The organism is Mesorhizobium sp. M6A.T.Cr.TU.017.01.1.1, from assembly GCF_004023115.1.
GTDB lineage: Bacteria > Pseudomonadota > Alphaproteobacteria > Rhizobiales > Rhizobiaceae > Mesorhizobium > Mesorhizobium mediterraneum.
Genome location: NZ_RZTA01000034.1, coordinates 1 through 16,131, shown reverse-complemented (window position 1 = coordinate 16,131; position 16,131 = coordinate 1). Strand labels below are relative to the sequence as shown.

Here is a 16,131-nt window from a genome sequence, read left to right as displayed (position 1 = left end):
CCAAATCGAATGGCAGTGACGCCGACTGATGCGCCGGGCGCACCCGGAATTGCGGCGCGCTGGACCTCGAGCGCCAAGAGCGGTGTCGGCACCGCGCTTTCACTGGCTAGCCGCGTCTGGTTCACGATCAGCCACGGCATCCTCAACGAGATCTACTATCCCCACCTGGACAGCGCCTGCACGCGCGACATGGGGTTGGTCGTCACGGGACCGGGCGGCTATTTCTCGGAAGAGAAGCGCGATGCCGAACACAGCATCGAGCCGTTCGAGGACGGCGTGCCCGCCTACAGGTTGGTCAACACCGCGGCTGATGGCACCTACCGGATCGAAAAGCGGATCATTACGGATCCGGAACGTCCCGTTTTGCTGCAGGAAATCAGCTTCACGCTGCTGAGAGGCACGGTTGCCGATCACCGCGTCTACGCGCTGCTGGCGCCGCATCTGGTCAACGCCGGCATGGGCAATACCGCCTGGGTCGACGACTACGAGGGAAAGCCTGTCCTGTTTGCATCGGGGCGTGGTGTTTACTTGGCGCTCGCCTCGTCGCTGCCTTGGGGAGCCTGCTCGGCCGGCTATGTCGGCGCCTCCGACGGGTGGCAGCAACTCCATTGTGACGGCCGGTTCGATCCGGCTTATCAAAGGGCAGAGAACGGCAATGTAGCGCTGACAGGGGAGATTGGCTTTTCGGCCGAGAACCCAAAAGTCTTGCTGGCGCTGGGTTTTGGGGCAACACCGCAAGAGGCGGCGGGGGTTGCTTCCGCCAGCTTGAAGCAAGGCTTCGATGCCGCTGCCGAGGTCTATGTCGAAAAATGGCGCAAATGGCAGAAAGGGTTGCTTCCGCTCGACCGGCATGCAGTATCCGGGATCAACACCTATCGCGTCAGCACGGCTGTTTTGGCAGCGCACCGGTCGTCCGCGAAATCCGGCGCAGCCGTCGCCAGCCTGTCGATCCCATGGGGCTTCAGCATGGGCGACGACGATCTCGGCGGCTATCACCTGGTCTGGCCGCGCGACCTGGTCGAAACCGCGGGCGGCTTCCTGGCCGCCGGCGATCCGGCGCAAGCGCTTGAGATTCTCGCCTATCTCCGTTCCATCCAGCAGCCTGACGGCCATTGGCCGCAGAATGCCTGGCTCGACGGGTCAGCCTATTGGCCCGGCATTCAGATGGACGAATGCGCCTTTCCGCTGCTGCTCGCCGACGCGCTGCGCCGGGCCGGGCACCTGCCGCACGCCAAGCTGCTCGCCTTCATGCCGATGATCGAGCGCGCCGCTTCCTATGTCGTGCGCAATGGTCCGGTCACCGGCGAGGACCGCTGGGAGGAGGACGCCGGCTACAGCCCGTTCACGCTTGCCGTCGAGATCGCAGCGCTGCTTGCGGCGGCCGACATGTTCGGTGTTTGCGGCAAAGCAGAGCCGGCAAATTATCTGCGTGAAACCGCCGATGTCTGGAACGACCAGATCGAGCGCTGGACCTATGTCACTGGCACTCCACTGTGCGAAGAGGTTGGCGTCGCAGGCTACTACGTCCGTATTGCGCCGCCCGACACCGCCGGCGCGGCGTCGCCGAAACACGGTTATGTCCCGATCAAGAACCGACCGCCCGCCGATACGGACCGGCCGGCCGAGGCGATCGTCAGCCCGGATGCGCTGGCGCTCGTCCGCTTCGGCCTCAGGGCCGCCGACGATCCGCGCGTCGTCGACACGGTCAAGGTCATCGATGCGCGGCTGCGCTGCGACCTGCCGCAGGGGCCTGTCTGGTATCGCTATAGCGGCGACGGCTATGGCGAACACGCCGACGGCGCGCCCTTCGACGGGACCGGGCAGGGTCGCGCTTGGCCGCTGCTCACCGGCGAGCGCGCGCATTACGAGCTGGCGGCGGGGCGCAAGGACAGAGCGGCGAGCCTGCTGAAGACGTTCGAGGCCTCGGCCGGGTCTGGCGGCCTGCTGCCCGAGCAGGTCTGGGACGGTCCCGACATGCCGGAAAGGGAATTGTGGCGCGGCCGACCATCGGGCAGCGCCATGCCGCTGGTCTGGGCGCATTCGGAGCACATCAAGCTGCTGCGTTCGCTGAGCGACGGCGCCGTCTTCGACATGCCGCCGCAAGGCGTGAAGCGCTACATCGAGGACAGGACCGTGTCGCCGCGCCGGACATGGCGCTTCAACCACAAGGTCCGCATCCTGCCCGCCGGCAAGATGCTGCGCGTCGAGCTGCTGGCCCGAGCGGTGGTGCATTGGAGCAGCGACAATTGGGCGACCGCCCATGACGCCGAGACGACCGAGAATGCCTTCGGCATCCATCTCACGGATCTGCCGGTTGCCGATGTTTCGCCGGGCAATACGATCGTCTTTACTTTTTTCTGGTCCGATGCCGGCCGTTGGGAGAATGTCGACTTTTCTATCGGTATCGACAAGCTGGATTAGAGCATGATCCCGAAAAGTGGAACCCGGTTTTCGGAAAAGATCATGCTCCAACAATAGAGCCAATAGGTTTTCTATCCCTCAAGAATCAGGACGAGAAACATGCAGATCGGAATGATGGGACTGGGCAGGATGGGCGCCAATATGGTGCGGCGCCTGCTGCGCGATGGTCACGAATGCGTGGTCTACGACATCAACCCGGCCAGCGTCGCAGCCCTTGTGACGGCAGGCGCGATCGGAGCGGCGTCGATGGAGGAGTTCGTCGGCAAGCTGACCAAGCCGCGCAGCGCCTGGCTGATGCTGCCGGCGGCGATCACCGGCCGAATCGTCGATCAGGTGGCCGCATTGATGGAGCCGGGCGACATCATCATCGATGGCGGCAATTCCTATTATCACGAGGCTGTCGACCATGCAGCGCGTCTGGCCTTGAAAGGCCTGAGCTATGTCGATGTCGGCACCAGCGGCGGCGTCTGGGGCCTCGAGCGCGGCTATTGCCTAATGATCGGCGGCCCCGACAGCGCGGTCCAGCATCTCGACCCGGTCTTCGCGACCCTGGCGCCGGGCACCGATGCCGGGGCACTTGCTCCGGGAAAGGATGCCGGAACGGCCCCGTTCGGTTATCTCCACTGCGGACCAAGCGGCGCCGGCCACTTCGTCAAGATGGTCCACAACGGCATCGAATACGGCGTCATGGCCGCCTATGCCGAGGGCATGAACATTTTGAAGTCGGCCAATGCGGGCAAGCGGCAGCGGACGGCCGATGCTGAAACCAGTCCATTGGAAAATCCCCAATATTACCAGTTCGACATCGATATCGCTGAGGTGGCCGAGGTCTGGCGGCATGGCAGCGTCATCGGCTCCTGGCTGCTCGATCTGACGGCGGGCGTGTTGAAGGCCGATTCGGGGCTGACGCAGTTCGGCGGCCGGGTTTCGGATTCTGGCGAAGGCCGCTGGACGCTGAAGGCGGCCATCGACACCGGCGTGCCGGCGCCGGTTCTGTCCTCAGCCCTGTTCGACCGCTTCTCCTCGCAAGGCGAATCCGAGTTCGCCGACAAGCTGCTATCCGCCATGCGTTACGCTTTCGGCGGCCATGTCGAAAAGCCGAAGGCCGGCTCGTGACGGGGGAGACACGCTCATGAGCCTGGAACGGTCCGATACGCTGGTGCTTTTCGGGGCAACCGGCGATCTCGCCCACAAGAAGATCTTCCCCGCACTTTACGCCATGGTCGCCAAGGGAACGCTCACCGAGCCGGTGATCGGCGTCGCTTTCGACGCCTGGGACCTGCAGCAGTTGCAGGCGCGAGCCCGCGACGGCATCGTCAAGGCGACCGGCAAGGTCGACGAAAAAATCTTCGCGAAACTCGCCTCGCTGCTTCGCTATGTCAGCGGCGACTACCGTGGCGCTGCGACATTCGAGAAGCTGAAAAGCGTGCTGGGGACCGCGCAGCATCCCCTGCACTATCTGGCGGTTCCGCCGACCATGTTCGAGACGGTCATCCAGGGGCTGGAGCAGTCGGGTGCGGCCCAGGGTGCGCGCCTGATGGTGGAAAAGCCCTTCGGCCACGATCTGCAATCGGCGCGCTGGCTGAACCGGGTGCTGCATCTGGTATTCGATGAGCAGTCGATCTTCCGCATCGACCATTATCTCGGCAAGGAGGCGATCCAGAACCTGCTCTATTTCCGCTTCGCCAATTCCTTTCTCGAGCCGATCTGGAACCGCAATTTCGTCGAAAGCGTGCAGATCACCATGGCCGAGGATTTCGGCGTCGAAGGCCGCGGCCGCTTCTACGACGAGGTCGGCTGCATCCGCGACGTCATCGAGAACCATTTGCTCAACATCCTGTTGCTGCTCGCCATGGAACCGCCCGTTGGCCGCTCGGCTGACGATCTGATCGACGAGAAGGTGCAGGTTCTGCGGGCAATCCGGACACTGACCAAAGACGATGTCGTGCGCGGCCAATTCAAAGGCTATCTCCAGGAGCCCGGGGTGGCGCCGAATTCGCCGGTCGAGACCTTCGCGGCGGTGCGTTTCTTCGTCGACACATGGCGCTGGCAGGACGTGCCCTTCTTCATCCGCGCCGGCAAATCGATGCCGGTGCACGCCACCGAGGTAATCGTGCGGCTGAAGCGGCCGCCGCTCGACGTCTTCGACCCGATCAAGCCCGACGACGCCAACCACGTGCGCTTCCGCATCGATCCGCAAGTAGCGATCTCGATCGGCGCCCAGCGCAAGGCCGCCGGTGACGACATGATCGGCGAGCAGGTCGAGCTGACCGCGCTCGACGACAGCAAGGACGACATGCCGCCCTATGAGCGCCTGATCGGCGATGCCATGAACGGCAACGGCCAGTTGTTCACCCGCCAAGACGCCAGCGAGCTTGCCTGGCGGATCGTCGGCCCGGTGCTTGGCGACACCACGCCGCCCCCGCGTTATGAGCCGGGGACATGGGGGCCTGCCGATGCGATGGCCGGGTTTGGACCGCCGAACGGCTGGATCAATCCGGCGAAATGAATTGGAGAGGCGACGCAATGGCCAAGGTGGCGAAAAAGCCGGCACAGGACAGCGAAAAGATCGTGCTTGCGATCGATATTGGCGGCTCCCATGTCAAGATCCTTACCAGCGCCGGCGGCGAGGAGCGCAAGGCCGATTCCGGACCCGGGCTGACGCCGCAGCAGATGATCGCGGCCGTGCAGGCACTCGCCGATGGCTTGCCCTACGACGTCGTCTCGATGGGTTATCCCGGCCCGGTGCATCACAACCGGCCGCTGACCGACCCGGCCAATCTCGGAAAGGGCTGGGTCGGATGCGACTTCGCAGCGCAGTTCGGCAAGCCGGTGAAGGTGATCAACGACGCGTTGATGCAGGCTGTCGGCAGCTACGAGGGTGGGCGCATGCTGTTCCTGGGTCTGGGAACGGGCCTGGGTGCTGCGATGATCGTAGACAACGTCGCCCAGCCGATGGAGCTCGCGCATCTTCCTTACAAGAAGGGCCGCAGTTTCGAGGACTATGTCGGCGAACGCGGCCTGGAGAAGCGCGGCAGGAAGAAATGGCGCAAGCACGTCTTCGACGTCATCGAGCGGCTTCGCGCCGCCATGCAGCCTGACTATGTGGTCATCGGCGGCGGCAATGTCGACGAACTCGACGAGTTGCCTGCCGGTTGCAGGCGCGGCGACAACACACGCGCCTTCGAAGGTGGGTTTCGACTGTGGCGCGACAAATCCCTGATTATCTGATATTATGGCGGTTTGGGGTCAGACCTGTTGAACCGACCCTGCCGTTAGTATTGTTATTCAAAATAATGTGCGACGTGGCTCGGCGTCATTGCGTTACGCAGATTTGCCGACTAGGAACTCTATGACCCCCACGGACGGAGAAAATAGATTGACCGACGACAGCAACAAGGCCCGCAAGGACATCGACCTTCTCGAGCTGACCGCTCACATCGTGTCCGCCTACGTCGAGAAGAACCGCTTGCCCGCTTCCGGCCTCGGCGATCTCATCGCGAGCGTCAGCGCGTCGATAGGTGGACTCGGACAACCCGCCGTTCCGGTGGCAGCGCCGCTGATCCCCGCGGTCAACCCAAAGAAATCGGTAACGCCGGACTACATCGTCTGCCTTGAGGACGGCAAGAAGTTCAAATCCCTGAAGCGCCATATCGGTGTTCATTTCGGGCTGACACCGGACGCCTACCGCGCCAAATGGGGCTTGCCGGCCGACTATCCGATGGTTGCCCCCAACTATGCGGCCTCGCGCTCGCAACTGGCGAAGGCAATCGGCCTCGGCCGTAAGGCCGCCCCGCCGGCGCCCGTCAAGAAGACCAGGAAGCCCAAGGCCACGGTCTGACACGCCGTTCGACGCCCGGCGGACATCTCTCTGATCGCTTCAGGTTTGCGCTGCCCTCATCGCCCTGCCGGGCACTTCTCCCCGTATAGTGACGGGGAGAAGGACGCCTTCGAAAAGAATTTCGCCAATCTCACCTGGAAACCCTTGATCCAGAGCCGATTTTTGCGCGCGCCCCGCACCGAACTGCGCTAAAAAGCGCTGTGGTCGGACCAGCGCCCATTGTGGAAGAGCCCCGCCGGCCGATACACAGTCTCGCCGGGGCCATTCACAAATGACAGCCGAACAAACATCACCCGACCAGCGCTATGCCGCCTTCCGCCACAAACCCTTCCTGAGCTATTGGGCGGCGCGCTTCCTCTCCACATTCGCCACCCAGATCGTATCCGTCGCCGTCGGCTGGCAGGTGTATGACCTGACCCGTGATCCGTTCGATCTCGGGCTTGTCGGCATTGTCCAGTTCCTGCCTTCGCTGCTGCTGGTGCTGGTCACCGGGGTGGTCGCCGACCGTTTCGGACGCCGTCTGATTATGGCGCTGACGGTCCTGCTGGAGGCGATCTGCGCGCTGGCTCTGCTGCTGCTGACGCTGCGCGGCCTTAGCGGACCGGGCTTGATCTTCGGCGTGCTCGCCATGTTCGGCATCGCGCGCGCCTTCTTCGGACCGGCCGCAGCGTCGCTGTTCGCCAATCTCGTGCCACCAGAGGATTTTGGCAACGCAATCGCCTGGAATTCGTCAGCCTGGCAGACGGCAACCATCATTGGACCCGTCGCCGGCGGCCTGCTCTACGGGCTTTCGGCCGAAGCAGCATACGGCACCGCTGCCGTTCTGATGTTTGTCGCCGCGGTGCTGATCTTCACCATCCCGAAGCCAGCCCAGCGCAGCGAGACCGACAAGCCGACGATGCAGACCCTGTTTGCCGGCTTCGGCTATATCTGGAGCGAGAAGATCGTGCTCGGCGCCATTTCGCTCGATCTGTTCGCCGTGCTTTTGTCCGGCGCCACAGCACTGCTGCCGGTCTACGCGCGCGACATCCTCGAACTCGGCCCGTGGGGCCTCGGACTGTTGCGCTCGGCACCGGGCATCGGCGCCATCTGCGTTGCCATCTGGCTGGCCGGACATCCGATCCGCAACCACGCCGGCCTAGTGATGCTCGGCTTCGTCGCGCTGTTCGGCACCTTTACCGTGGTGTTCGGCCTCTCCACCATCACCTGGCTGTCGATCGCAGCACTCGCCTTGCTCGGCGCCACCGACATGTTCAGCGTCTATATCAGAGAGACGCTGATCCAGCTGTGGACCCCGGACCAGGTGCGCGGTCGCGTCAACGCCGTCAACCAGGTCTTCGTTGGCGCCTCCAACGAGCTCGGCGAATTCCGCGCAGGCACCATGGCGGCGTTGATCGGCACCGTGCCCGCGGTGGTGATTGGCGGCGTCGGCGCAGTCATTGTCGCCGGGTTGTGGGCGGTGCTGTTCCCGCAGCTGCGCAAGGTGCGCCACCTCAACGGGCGAAACTGATCCAGAGCGCACTGATCCGGGCGCAGCAGACGGCAGAGGTGATCGAATTCGGGCGGATGGGTCGTCTGCGGGCGATGCCCAGCGAGGACCGCGCCAACGACGAAGGCGACCCCGCGGCGTCACCGTCGAGGTGCCCGTCCAAGCGAGCTGCTAGCTCACAATTTGTTCGGCGGCAGCTTCTTCGAGGCCAGCTGCCGCTTGGGCGGCAAGACCGCGGGCCGCTGCTTGTGAATCGTAAAATTCCTCGAGTGCATAGACCCTGCCCCACCGCAGGGTGAACACGTGGAGACCACGGTTGACGTACGACGCGTCGCCGTTGAGCAGCGTTGCGGTGCCGTCCCATTGGGCAAATACGGTGGTATGCCACGGCCAGCCCTTCACCCAGATATGGTTGACCGTGAGATGGAGATTGGGCAGGACGCGGCCGAGGCGCTCAAACCAGCGGCGCACGGCTTCTTTGTCGTGGCGCTCACCGCCAAGCGCGTGGGCGCCGGAAACGCGGTGACGGACACGCGGCACGAGTGCTTTCACCGCCTCATTCCAGCGATGGTTGTTGACGTGGTCGAAGCTCTGTCGGATCGATTTCTCGACAAAATAACTGTATAGCATTTGACCTCTCCTCCAAACTTATTCGATGGCGTGATCGAGGGCACCGTGTGGCGCTCCCGTCCGGTGATTTTTGACGACGTTCGCCGCCACGCCCGCCAGCAAGATGGCGGGTCTGTTTTTCATGCCCATCGCCTCATCTCGAAATAGATTGCGTTCGTCCTCTATAAGGGTTATAGATTACGAATGCAATCTAAAAAAGGAGATGATGATGCGCGTGAGTCGCATGCAGGCCGCGGAAAACCGTGAAACCGTGATCAATGTGGCAAGCCGCCTTTTTCGGGAGCGCGGCTTTGACGGCATCGGCCTTAAAGATCTTATGAAGGGAGCCGGTCTGACCCAGGGCGCCTTTTACAAGCAGTTCGCATCAAAGGAGGACCTGGCGGCGCAGGCGTCCAGGCGGGCGATGGAGAGCGCCACTCACCGATGGTCGGCCGCGACTGCGGCAAAGCCTGAGGATCCGCTCGGCGCGGTGATCGCATTCTACCTCAGCATGGGCCATCGCGGAGAAAAGATGGACGGCTGCCCGGTCGTGGCGCTCGGCTCGGATGCCGCCAGACAGGGTGCCGAGGTCAAGGCGTCATTCGAGGCCGGGATCAGGGAATACCTTGAGATGCTCGGCAGTTGGGTTAGCGAGGCCGACGGCGAGGAGGCTGGCGGCAAGACCATGGCCATTCTCTCGACAATGGTCGGCGCGGTGCTGCTCTCGCGCGTCGTCAACGACCCCGATCTCGCGCAGGCTTTTCTGGATGCGGCGACCGATCAGGTTCGCGAAGCAGTCGCCGCTTGAACGGCGTAGGCAACGCTGGCGGCGCACCCAAATTGATAGGAGAGCAGATGCGACGAATTGTCGTTACAGGCATGGGAGCGGTCACGCCCCTTGCTGCCAATGTCGAAGCGTCCTGGTCACGCCTCCTGGCCGGTCGCTCGGGCATTCGTAGACTTTCGGACGATGTCGTGGGAGACCTGCCGGCGAAGATCGGCGGCGTGGTTCCCTCCTTGGAAGAAGATCCGGACGCTGGTTTCGATCCCGATGCCATCCTGGCTGCGAAAGATCGCCGCAAGGTGGATCGGTTCATTCTCTTTGCGCTGGCGGCGGCAGAAGAGGCGCTTGCGCAGGCGAAATGGAAGCCTGCCTTGGAAGCGGCTCGCCTGCGCACGGCAACGATCATTGCTTCAGGGGTCGGCGGGTTCCCAGCCATAACCGAGGCGGTGCGCACGGTCGACGGGCGCGGCGTCCGCCGTCTCTCGCCTTTTACGGTGCCGTCCTTCCTGGTTAACCTTGCGGCAGGCCACATCTCGATCCGCTATGGTCTCAAGGGGCCACTCGGCGCACCGGTGACGGCGTGCGCGGCCGGCATTCAGGCGATCGGCGACGCGGCCCGTCTTATCCGCGCCAATGAAGCCGATATCGCCGTGTGCGGCGGCACGGAAGCATGCATGAACATCGTCAGTCTCGGTGGGTTTGCTGCCGCACGCTCTCTTTCCACCGGCTTCAATGAGACGCCGGCTCAAGCCTCGCGCCCCTTCGACACGTCGCGGGACGGCTTCGTCATGGGTGAAGGGGCCGGCATCCTGATTATCGAGGAACTGAGCCACGCGCTTGCGCGCGGCGCGAAACCACTCGCCGAGCTCGTCGGCTACGGCACGACGGCGGATGCTCATCACGTCACCTCCGGTCCCGAGGACGGCGACGGCGCGCGCCGAGCCATGGAGATCGCGATTGCCCAAGCCGGCATTTCGGCGCGTGAGGTATCTCATCTCAATGCGCACGCGACCTCCACGCCAGTCGGTGATCTCGGGGAAATCGAGGCGATCAAAAGAATCTTCGGCGCAGATTCCAGCATAGCTGTCAGCGCAACCAAATCGGCGACCGGACACCTGCTCGGAGCCGCCGGCGGGCTTGGAGCCATCTTCGCAATCCTGGCGCTGAGGGATCAAGTGGCGCCACCAACCCTTAATTTGAGCGCTCCGGATCCAGCGGGCGACGGGATCGACTTCGTCGCAAACCAAGCCCGGCCGATGGGAATGGACTACGCGATCTCCAACGGCTTCGGCTTCGGAGGCGTCAATGCCAGCGCGCTATTCCGGCGCTGGACGGACGAGCTCGCCGGCGCAAGCATCGCAGAGTCCGGTGATTGACTTCCGACCGCCTGGCAGCCCGGCGCTTGCGATCGCGGATGCTATTCGGGTGTTGCAACGCGAATCGGGCGGGTGCCGATCTTTGCCCCTGTGACGGCATCCACGGCCACCGGCTCGATTTCTTCTCCTGTCTCTGCGTCGACGTATCGCGCCAACCTGCCTTCGCCGCGGTACTGGCGTCCCCACGCACCCAGTAAGATGAGCACCGGCAAGAAATCGCGTCCGGCCGCCGTCAGCACATACTCATCGCGCGGAGGCCGCTCCGAGTAGCGCCGCTGTTCCAGAAGTCCCTCTTCCGTCAGCGTCGCCAGCCGCCGGGTCAGAATGGTGGGAGCGATGCCCAGACTTTTCCGGAACTCGTCAAAGCGCGTGAGGCCCAGGCTCGCGTCGCGAAGGATCAACATGCTCCACGCATCGCCGACGCAGGTGAGGCCGCGGGCGATCGGGCAAAAGGCATCGGAAAGATTTTTCATGTTAATATCATTTTGATAGTGACTTAATATCGAAATGATAGTAACATCTTTTTGAAATGCAATCCAGCACAAAGAAGGAGTGACCCTCATGAACAGGACCAACCCGGAATTTAACCGTCAGAGCGCGCAACCGATGCATCATGTCGCCGCCGGCCAGCCGAGATCGGCGCCATCCAAACGGAGCCTCGCGATGATCAACCTTATTGGTGGCGTGGCGGCATTCTTCCTGGCCGCGTCCCCGTTGCATGCCGGTGAGCTGTCGGCCATGGCCGGGGAGAGTATCGATCTCGGCGGTTTTCGCGGCGTCGTACACTACACCGACGAAAATGACGGCTATCGGGTGATCGCAACGATAGCGGAAGGAGAGACCGGGATTCCCTTGCGCTTCTCGGCCACTCTCGCCGAAGGGCAGTCGGCTACGATATCCGTGCCGCGGAAATTGGGCGAGCCTGAGCAAAACCTCGAGATTTCGCGCTCCGGCGACAAGCTTACCGTCACCGAGGTGGGACCAGTGTCCAACCAGCAAACTGGGGCCATTGCCGAGTAATGGCCTCATCGGAGCGGGGGCGTGCGCCTATCTCCATTTGCGCACGCCTGCAGCCGGCAAATCCAGCACAAAGAAAGAAGTGATTTCCATGAACAACACCAATCTAGGCGTCGCCCTGGTGACGGGCGCATCCACCGGCATCGGGCACGCAACGGCCAAAGCCCTGCAGAACGCGGGCTTTCGCGTGTTCGGAACCAGCCGTCGTGCGGTCGCCGAACGATCCGACGGCGTTACCATGCTGACCTGCGACGTCACCGATGACGCGTCCGTTGCGAAACTGGTCGATGACGTGTTGGCTGAAGCCGGGCGTATCGACCTGCTCGTCAACAATGCCGGCGTCGGCCTGCTCGGAGGCGCAGAGGAGTCCTCGACCGTCCAGGCTCAGGCGCTGTTCGACGTGAACGTCTTCGGCGTTCTCCGCGTGACCAACGCAGTCCTGCCGACAATGCGCCGTCAAGGGACGGGCAGAATCGTCAATTTGAGTTCTGTGCTGGGTTTGATCCCAGCACCCTATTCCGCGCTCTATGCGTCGACCAAACATGCCATCGAGGGCTATTCCGAATCGCTCGACCACGAACTGCGCCCTCTCGGAATTCGAGTCGTGTTGGTCGAGCCTGCCTATACCCGTACGTCATTTGAAGAAAATCTCGCCAGGCCGGACCAGTTGCTTGAAATCTATGACGCTGCGCGCGCTGGCATGGATGTGATCCTGCGCAAAGCGATGGAAACAGGTGATGCTCCCGAAATTGTAGCCGGGACGGTCTTGAAAGCAGCGACCGATTCCGTTCCGAGGAGGCGCTATGCGGCGGGAAAAATGGCACGCCAGGTCAGTTTCCTGCGCCGTTTCGTCCCCGCATCCGCATTCGACAAAAGCCTGCGAAAGCAGAACGGCCTGCCGGTCTGACGTCAACGACATCCTGCTTCGGTCGAACCGGCAGGAATTGTAGGCGCTTCAGGCGGCACTGATCCAGGCACGGGGGCCGCGAACACCGTGCCCATGTGCTGCCGGTGCGCTACGCGGTCATGCTGCCTCCGCGCCTCGCGCGGACGCCTTGAAGAGGTTGCCGCCGATGGCGCGCGCGGCGCTGAAATGAGAGGCCGGATCCTGCGTCTCCGAGCCGAGCAGGAGCTCGGACGTCACGACGGACGCACCACAATAATCGAAGATGCCATGGTCGATCTGCGTCTTCATGGCTCCGAAATAGCCGTGCCGCGCATAGGTTCGCAAATTGGCGCCGCCGATGGCAACCAAATGAACCCGGAGGTGGCGAAGCCTCTTCACCAGTTTGGCGTCCGGGCCTTCATCGTAAGCCCAACCGTTCGCGAATACCCGATCGATCCATCCCTTGAGAAGCCCCGGCATCGACCACCAGTAGACGGGATAGACCAGCACAAGAGCATCGGCGCGATCGATCCTCGCTTGCTCGGCGGCAACATCGGCTGAGGGCGGTGCTCCCTTGCGATGAACGGCGAGATCAGTCGCGGTGAACCTTGGATCGAAAGCTTCCGCCGCAAGGTCCGCAATTTCGAAGGAATTGCCGGGATCGGATAGGGACACACCCTCGGCGACATGCCTGGCGACGCTATGGCTGAGCGAGCTGGGATCGGGATGCGCGATAACGATCAGCGCGTGCATATCAAAACTCCTGCTGATTGGTTGCGGCCGAAGGGCCAGGCTTATATACTCTTAGTAAGTTACTAATGGTACATAAGCATGTCAAGCGCCGGATCAAGGGAGCAGACTTCCCATTCGCGACCGCGTCGCCGCCTGTCGCGGGAGGAACGGCATCGCCAACTTCTGGACGTCGCATGGCGGCTGATCGGGGAAGAAGGAACGGAAGCCTTGACGCTCGGGCGGCTGGCCGAGCAGTCGGCTGTTACAAAACCCGTCGTTTACGACCATTTCGGCACGCGGTCCGGGCTGCTGGCGGCGCTCTACCGGGAATTCGACGCGCGCCAGAATTCGCTCATGGACGCAGCGCTTCAGGCGAGCGAACCGACCTTGACGGGCAGAGCCGCGGTCATCGCGTCTTCCTATGTCGACTGCGTGCTTCTCCAAGGCCGCGAGATACCCGGTGTCATCGCGGCGCTGGCCGGTTCGCCTGAGCTTGAAAGGATCAAGCGCGACTGCGAGACGGCGTTCATCGAGAGGTGCCGGATTGCGCTTGCCCCATTCGCCGGAACTGGTGCTGTCGCTTCAGCGGGCCTCTGGGCGATGCTCGGCGCAGCCGGGGCCCTGTCCTATGCTGCCGCGACCGAAGAAATCACGGCCGCGCAGGCGCGGGACGAACTCTTCGAAACAATCGTCGCAATGGTCGCCAGAAGCGCGCCCCGGCATACGTTAGGCCGCAGTCTCATAACCTTTTAATCCAGTAGCGAAGAGCAAAATCCCTCAGATCAACCAGCGACGCATCACAAGGCTCCCTTCCAGAGCCCTGAATGCTCACCTGGCAAGCAGTTTTATGAGTTTACGGCCTAGGACGACACCTTGTAGATTGGACACATGGCGCTCAAACGGATGGACAACGTAGGAATCGTCGTCGATGACCTCGAAGGGACGATCGATTTCTTTCGCGAGCTCGGTCTTGAGCTCGAAGGGCGGGGCACGATCGAAGGAGAATGGGCCGGACGGGTCACTGGACTGGGCGATCAGCGCGTCGAGATTGCCATGATGCGCACGCCGGACGGCCACGGCCGGCTCGAGCTATCCCGCTTCCTCACGCCGCCTGCCGTCGCGGATCACCGCAACGCCCCGGTTAACGCTCTAGGCTACCTCCGCGTCATGTTCGCCGTGGACGACATCGACGAGACGCTTGAAAGGCTCCGCAATCGCGGCGCGCAGCTCGTAGGCGAAGTAGTCCAGTACAAGGACGCGTATCGGCTCTGCTACATCCGCGGGCCTGAAGGGCTTCTCATCGGGCTCGCCCAAGAACTCAGCTGAGCGCAAGACGACGACAATGACGAAGGGCGACCAGCGAGCGCGTCTCACAAAGGGTCAGCTGTTAGACTAGATTAGGACAGCGCGGGCTTGCCGAAGATCGTCTGCAGGAATTCGCCGAGCCAGCGCTTCAGATGCATGTCCCAGATCAGCCGGCCGCCGAGGTGGTCGCGGCCGGGCTGCGCGCCGGGCAACTCGAAGCGGTGCGCGCCGCGAACGACCCAGCGCTGCATCATCGCCCGGGTCAATTCGCCATGGAACTGGATGCCCCAGGCATTGTCGCCATAACGAAAGGCCTGGTTGGGATAGGTTTCGGCCGTCGCCAGCAGCGTCGCGTCTCGCGGCAGCGAAAAGCCCTCGCGGTGAAACTGGTAGACCATGTCAGGCCAGTGCATCAGCTTCCGGCCATCCTCCGTCGCCTTCAGCGGATACCAGCCGATCTCGACCAGCCCCTCGCCATGACCCTCGACCTTGCCGCCAAGATGATTGACCAGCATCTGCGCGCCGAGGCAGATGCCGAGCAACGGCCGGTTCTCCCTGAGCGGAACTTTCAGCCAGTCGGTCTCGCGGCGGACGAAGTCATCCTCGTCATTGGCGCTCATCGGTCCGCCGAACACCACGGTTCCGGCATGACCGTCCAGTGTTTCCGGCAAGGCGTCGCCGAGCGGCGGGCAGCGGAGATCGAGGTCGAAGCCTTCTTCGATAAGCATGTGGCCGACGCGCCCGGGGCTCGAACTCTCCTGATGCAGCACGATCAGGATTTTTGGTCTCGGCCTCGGCGTGGATGGCATGGGGATCCCGTCTATTCGTCGCTCGACGTTCCGGTGGCGCCCGGCGCTTCGGCCGCCGCCTTGCGGCGTGCCTCGACGCGGTCGCGGCGTTCGACGCCGATCAGCTCGGCGACCCGCCAGACGATATTGTCCTCAAGTTCATGCAATTCGCCATCGGCATAGACGATTTCCCACATCAGGCCGATGAAGGCTTTTCGCGCGTCCGGATCGAGCTGGCCCTTCAACACGCTGGTGAAGGCGTAGAGGTCGATCGCCTCATTGTCGGCCCGCTCGCCGGCGGCGGCCAGCGCGTCGAGCTCGTCGCCGCTGATCGAATAGCTTTCCGCCAGCACCGCCTTGAAGCGCTCCCATTCGGCATCCTGACGCACGCCGTCGGCACTCATCACATGGTAGAGAAGGGCGGATGCGGCAACGCGCGGATCATCGGCGTTGTTGCGGGCGCTGCCACCTGCTGGCAGGTCCTTCAGAAACGACAGAACACGTTCGAACATGTGATTCTTACTTCCCATCGGCCAAAACTATCAAGCTCAGCCAAATCAAAACAACCGAAACTTGCGTGGTGATTTTTGGTCTTCGTCGTCCGGATCGACGCCAGGATCGTCGGGCAGCCGGGCCAGTTCCTCCGCCGGTTCGACAGATTCGGCATCCGGCGGCACCGCGGCAAAGGCCGCGGCGGTGACCGGCGCTACCTGGTCTTCGTCACTTTCCGATGCCGTCGCGGTGGTCGGTCTTTCGGCCGAAACAGCGGGGTTCAGCTCGATCACATTTTCCTTTGCCGGCTTGATTGGCGCCGCAATGGTCGGCACCGTGGCATCCGCCGCGTCCTCATTACTGTCGATGAGCTGCCCCAGCCGCTCCATCG

At 62.9% G+C, this 16,131-nt stretch carries 17 protein-coding genes and 1 pseudogene; 12 read left to right on the top strand and 6 right to left on the bottom strand.

All coding sequences use genetic code 11. The annotated features are described in order from the left end of the window. The first annotated feature begins 9 nt into the window (after positions 1-9). The 6 genes from EOB36_RS13465 to EOB36_RS13440 all read left to right on the top strand — a co-directional run bounded on the left by EOB36_RS13465 (position 10) and on the right by EOB36_RS13440 (position 7,772). On the top strand, positions 10-2,421 hold the full coding sequence (locus EOB36_RS13465; protein ID WP_127206617.1) for a glucan 1,4-alpha-glucosidase: 2,412 nt from the start codon (positions 10-12) through the stop codon (positions 2,419-2,421). A 99-nt stretch (positions 2,422-2,520) separates the two neighbouring features. Continuing rightward, positions 2,521-3,537, top strand: a complete 1,017-nt coding sequence (gene gnd, locus EOB36_RS13460) for a phosphogluconate dehydrogenase (NAD(+)-dependent, decarboxylating) (protein WP_095484949.1) — start codon at positions 2,521-2,523, stop codon at positions 3,535-3,537. A gap of 16 nt (positions 3,538-3,553) precedes the next feature. After that, complete coding sequence (zwf, locus tag EOB36_RS13455) at positions 3,554-4,930, top strand: glucose-6-phosphate dehydrogenase (RefSeq protein ID WP_128243499.1); 1,377 nt, start codon at positions 3,554-3,556, stop codon at positions 4,928-4,930. A 17-nt stretch (positions 4,931-4,947) separates the two neighbouring features. After that, the gene (locus EOB36_RS13450; RefSeq protein WP_095484947.1) at positions 4,948-5,652 is read left to right on the top strand and encodes an ROK family protein; all 705 of its coding nucleotides are present in this window, start codon (positions 4,948-4,950) and stop codon (positions 5,650-5,652) included. A gap of 148 nt (positions 5,653-5,800) precedes the next feature. Further along, entirely contained in the window at positions 5,801-6,262 is a 462-nt protein-coding gene (locus EOB36_RS13445; protein ID WP_095485124.1) for a MucR family transcriptional regulator, read from the top strand. A gap of 271 nt (positions 6,263-6,533) precedes the next feature. Continuing rightward, positions 6,534-7,772, top strand: coding sequence for an MFS transporter (locus EOB36_RS13440; protein ID WP_095484946.1), 1,239 nt, complete (start codon positions 6,534-6,536; stop codon positions 7,770-7,772). A 150-nt stretch (positions 7,773-7,922) separates the two neighbouring features. On the opposite strand, the gene EOB36_RS13435 is transcribed toward EOB36_RS13440, so the two are convergent. Beyond that, positions 7,923-8,381, bottom strand: a complete 459-nt coding sequence (locus tag EOB36_RS13435) for a nuclear transport factor 2 family protein (RefSeq protein ID WP_095484945.1) — start codon at positions 8,379-8,381, stop codon at positions 7,923-7,925. Between the two features lie 208 nt (positions 8,382-8,589). On the opposite strand from EOB36_RS13435, the gene EOB36_RS13430 reads away from it, so the two are divergent. Both EOB36_RS13430 and fabF read left to right on the top strand, forming a co-directional pair. Continuing rightward, positions 8,590-9,168: a TetR/AcrR family transcriptional regulator gene (locus EOB36_RS13430; RefSeq protein WP_126107308.1), complete on the top strand. Its 579-nt coding sequence runs from the start codon at positions 8,590-8,592 to the stop codon at positions 9,166-9,168. Between the two features lie 47 nt (positions 9,169-9,215). Next, a complete protein-coding gene (gene fabF, locus EOB36_RS13425) occupies positions 9,216-10,520 on the top strand; it encodes a beta-ketoacyl-ACP synthase II (RefSeq protein WP_128285027.1) in 1,305 nt (434 codons plus the stop codon). 41 nt (positions 10,521-10,561) lie between these two features. On the opposite strand, the gene EOB36_RS13420 is transcribed toward fabF, so the two are convergent. Beyond that, on the bottom strand, positions 10,562-10,993 hold the full coding sequence (locus EOB36_RS13420) for a helix-turn-helix domain-containing protein (protein WP_206637165.1): 432 nt from the start codon (positions 10,991-10,993) through the stop codon (positions 10,562-10,564). 88 nt (positions 10,994-11,081) lie between these two features. Between EOB36_RS13420 and EOB36_RS13415 the strand changes: the two genes are divergently transcribed. Further along, on the top strand, positions 11,082-11,540 hold the full coding sequence (locus EOB36_RS13415; RefSeq protein ID WP_245458138.1) for a hypothetical protein: 459 nt from the start codon (positions 11,082-11,084) through the stop codon (positions 11,538-11,540). Positions 11,541-11,628: 88 nt separating this feature from the next. Further along, positions 11,629-12,444, top strand: a complete 816-nt coding sequence (locus EOB36_RS13410; protein WP_128285026.1) for an oxidoreductase — start codon at positions 11,629-11,631, stop codon at positions 12,442-12,444. 117 nt (positions 12,445-12,561) lie between these two features. Here EOB36_RS13410 and EOB36_RS13405 read toward each other — a convergent pair whose 3' ends face one another. After that, positions 12,562-13,176 carry an NAD(P)H-dependent oxidoreductase gene (locus EOB36_RS13405; protein WP_095484942.1) on the bottom strand — a complete coding sequence of 205 codons (615 nt, stop codon included), beginning with the start codon at positions 13,174-13,176 and terminating at the stop codon, positions 12,562-12,564. A 78-nt stretch (positions 13,177-13,254) separates the two neighbouring features. Between EOB36_RS13405 and EOB36_RS13400 the strand changes: the two genes are divergently transcribed. Together EOB36_RS13400 and EOB36_RS13395 are read left to right on the top strand one after the other, a co-directional pair. Next, positions 13,255-13,908 carry a helix-turn-helix domain-containing protein gene (locus EOB36_RS13400; RefSeq protein ID WP_128285025.1) on the top strand — a complete coding sequence of 218 codons (654 nt, stop codon included), beginning with the start codon at positions 13,255-13,257 and terminating at the stop codon, positions 13,906-13,908. A gap of 135 nt (positions 13,909-14,043) precedes the next feature. Beyond that, positions 14,044-14,481 (top strand): VOC family protein, encoded by a 438-nt coding sequence (locus EOB36_RS13395; RefSeq protein ID WP_095484940.1) that lies wholly within the window; start codon positions 14,044-14,046, stop codon positions 14,479-14,481. 71 nt (positions 14,482-14,552) lie between these two features. On the opposite strand, the gene EOB36_RS13390 is transcribed toward EOB36_RS13395, so the two are convergent. The 3 genes and pseudogenes from EOB36_RS13390 to EOB36_RS13380 form a co-directional block, all read right to left on the bottom strand. Further along, complete coding sequence (locus tag EOB36_RS13390; RefSeq protein WP_126104377.1) at positions 14,553-15,269, bottom strand: glutamine amidotransferase; 717 nt, start codon at positions 15,267-15,269, stop codon at positions 14,553-14,555. Positions 15,270-15,280: 11 nt separating this feature from the next. Continuing rightward, complete coding sequence (locus tag EOB36_RS13385) at positions 15,281-15,760, bottom strand: TerB family tellurite resistance protein (RefSeq protein WP_126104376.1); 480 nt, start codon at positions 15,758-15,760, stop codon at positions 15,281-15,283. 45 nt (positions 15,761-15,805) lie between these two features. Then, positions 15,806-16,131 (bottom strand): annotated as a pseudogene (locus EOB36_RS13380) (heme biosynthesis protein HemY); the annotation flags it as partial.

What these genes read in the sequence shown, in the direction of transcription:
- EOB36_RS13410 (WP_128285026.1), top strand. Translation starts at nt 11,629, where the DNA reads ATGAACAACACCAATCTAGGCGTCGCCCTGGTGACGGGCGCATCCACC.
- EOB36_RS13385 (WP_126104376.1), bottom strand. Translation starts at nt 15,760, where the DNA reads ATGTTCGAACGTGTTCTGTCGTTTCTGAAGGACCTGCCAGCAGGTGGC.
- EOB36_RS13440 (WP_095484946.1), top strand. Translation starts at nt 6,534, where the DNA reads ATGACAGCCGAACAAACATCACCCGACCAGCGCTATGCCGCCTTCCGC.
- EOB36_RS13415 (WP_245458138.1), top strand. Translation starts at nt 11,082, where the DNA reads ATGAACAGGACCAACCCGGAATTTAACCGTCAGAGCGCGCAACCGATG.
- zwf (WP_128243499.1), top strand. Translation starts at nt 3,554, where the DNA reads ATGAGCCTGGAACGGTCCGATACGCTGGTGCTTTTCGGGGCAACCGGC.
- EOB36_RS13420 (WP_206637165.1), bottom strand. Translation starts at nt 10,993, where the DNA reads ATGAAAAATCTTTCCGATGCCTTTTGCCCGATCGCCCGCGGCCTCACC.
- EOB36_RS13450 (WP_095484947.1), top strand. Translation starts at nt 4,948, where the DNA reads ATGGCCAAGGTGGCGAAAAAGCCGGCACAGGACAGCGAAAAGATCGTG.
- EOB36_RS13430 (WP_126107308.1), top strand. Translation starts at nt 8,590, where the DNA reads ATGCGCGTGAGTCGCATGCAGGCCGCGGAAAACCGTGAAACCGTGATC.
- EOB36_RS13395 (WP_095484940.1), top strand. Translation starts at nt 14,044, where the DNA reads ATGGCGCTCAAACGGATGGACAACGTAGGAATCGTCGTCGATGACCTC.
- EOB36_RS13405 (WP_095484942.1), bottom strand. Translation starts at nt 13,176, where the DNA reads ATGCACGCGCTGATCGTTATCGCGCATCCCGATCCCAGCTCGCTCAGC.
- EOB36_RS13400 (WP_128285025.1), top strand. Translation starts at nt 13,255, where the DNA reads ATGTCAAGCGCCGGATCAAGGGAGCAGACTTCCCATTCGCGACCGCGT.
- gnd (WP_095484949.1), top strand. Translation starts at nt 2,521, where the DNA reads ATGCAGATCGGAATGATGGGACTGGGCAGGATGGGCGCCAATATGGTG.
- fabF (WP_128285027.1), top strand. Translation starts at nt 9,216, where the DNA reads ATGCGACGAATTGTCGTTACAGGCATGGGAGCGGTCACGCCCCTTGCT.
- EOB36_RS13390 (WP_126104377.1), bottom strand. Translation starts at nt 15,269, where the DNA reads ATGCCATCCACGCCGAGGCCGAGACCAAAAATCCTGATCGTGCTGCAT.
- EOB36_RS13465 (WP_127206617.1), top strand. Translation starts at nt 10, where the DNA reads ATGGCAGTGACGCCGACTGATGCGCCGGGCGCACCCGGAATTGCGGCG.
- EOB36_RS13435 (WP_095484945.1), bottom strand. Translation starts at nt 8,381, where the DNA reads ATGCTATACAGTTATTTTGTCGAGAAATCGATCCGACAGAGCTTCGAC.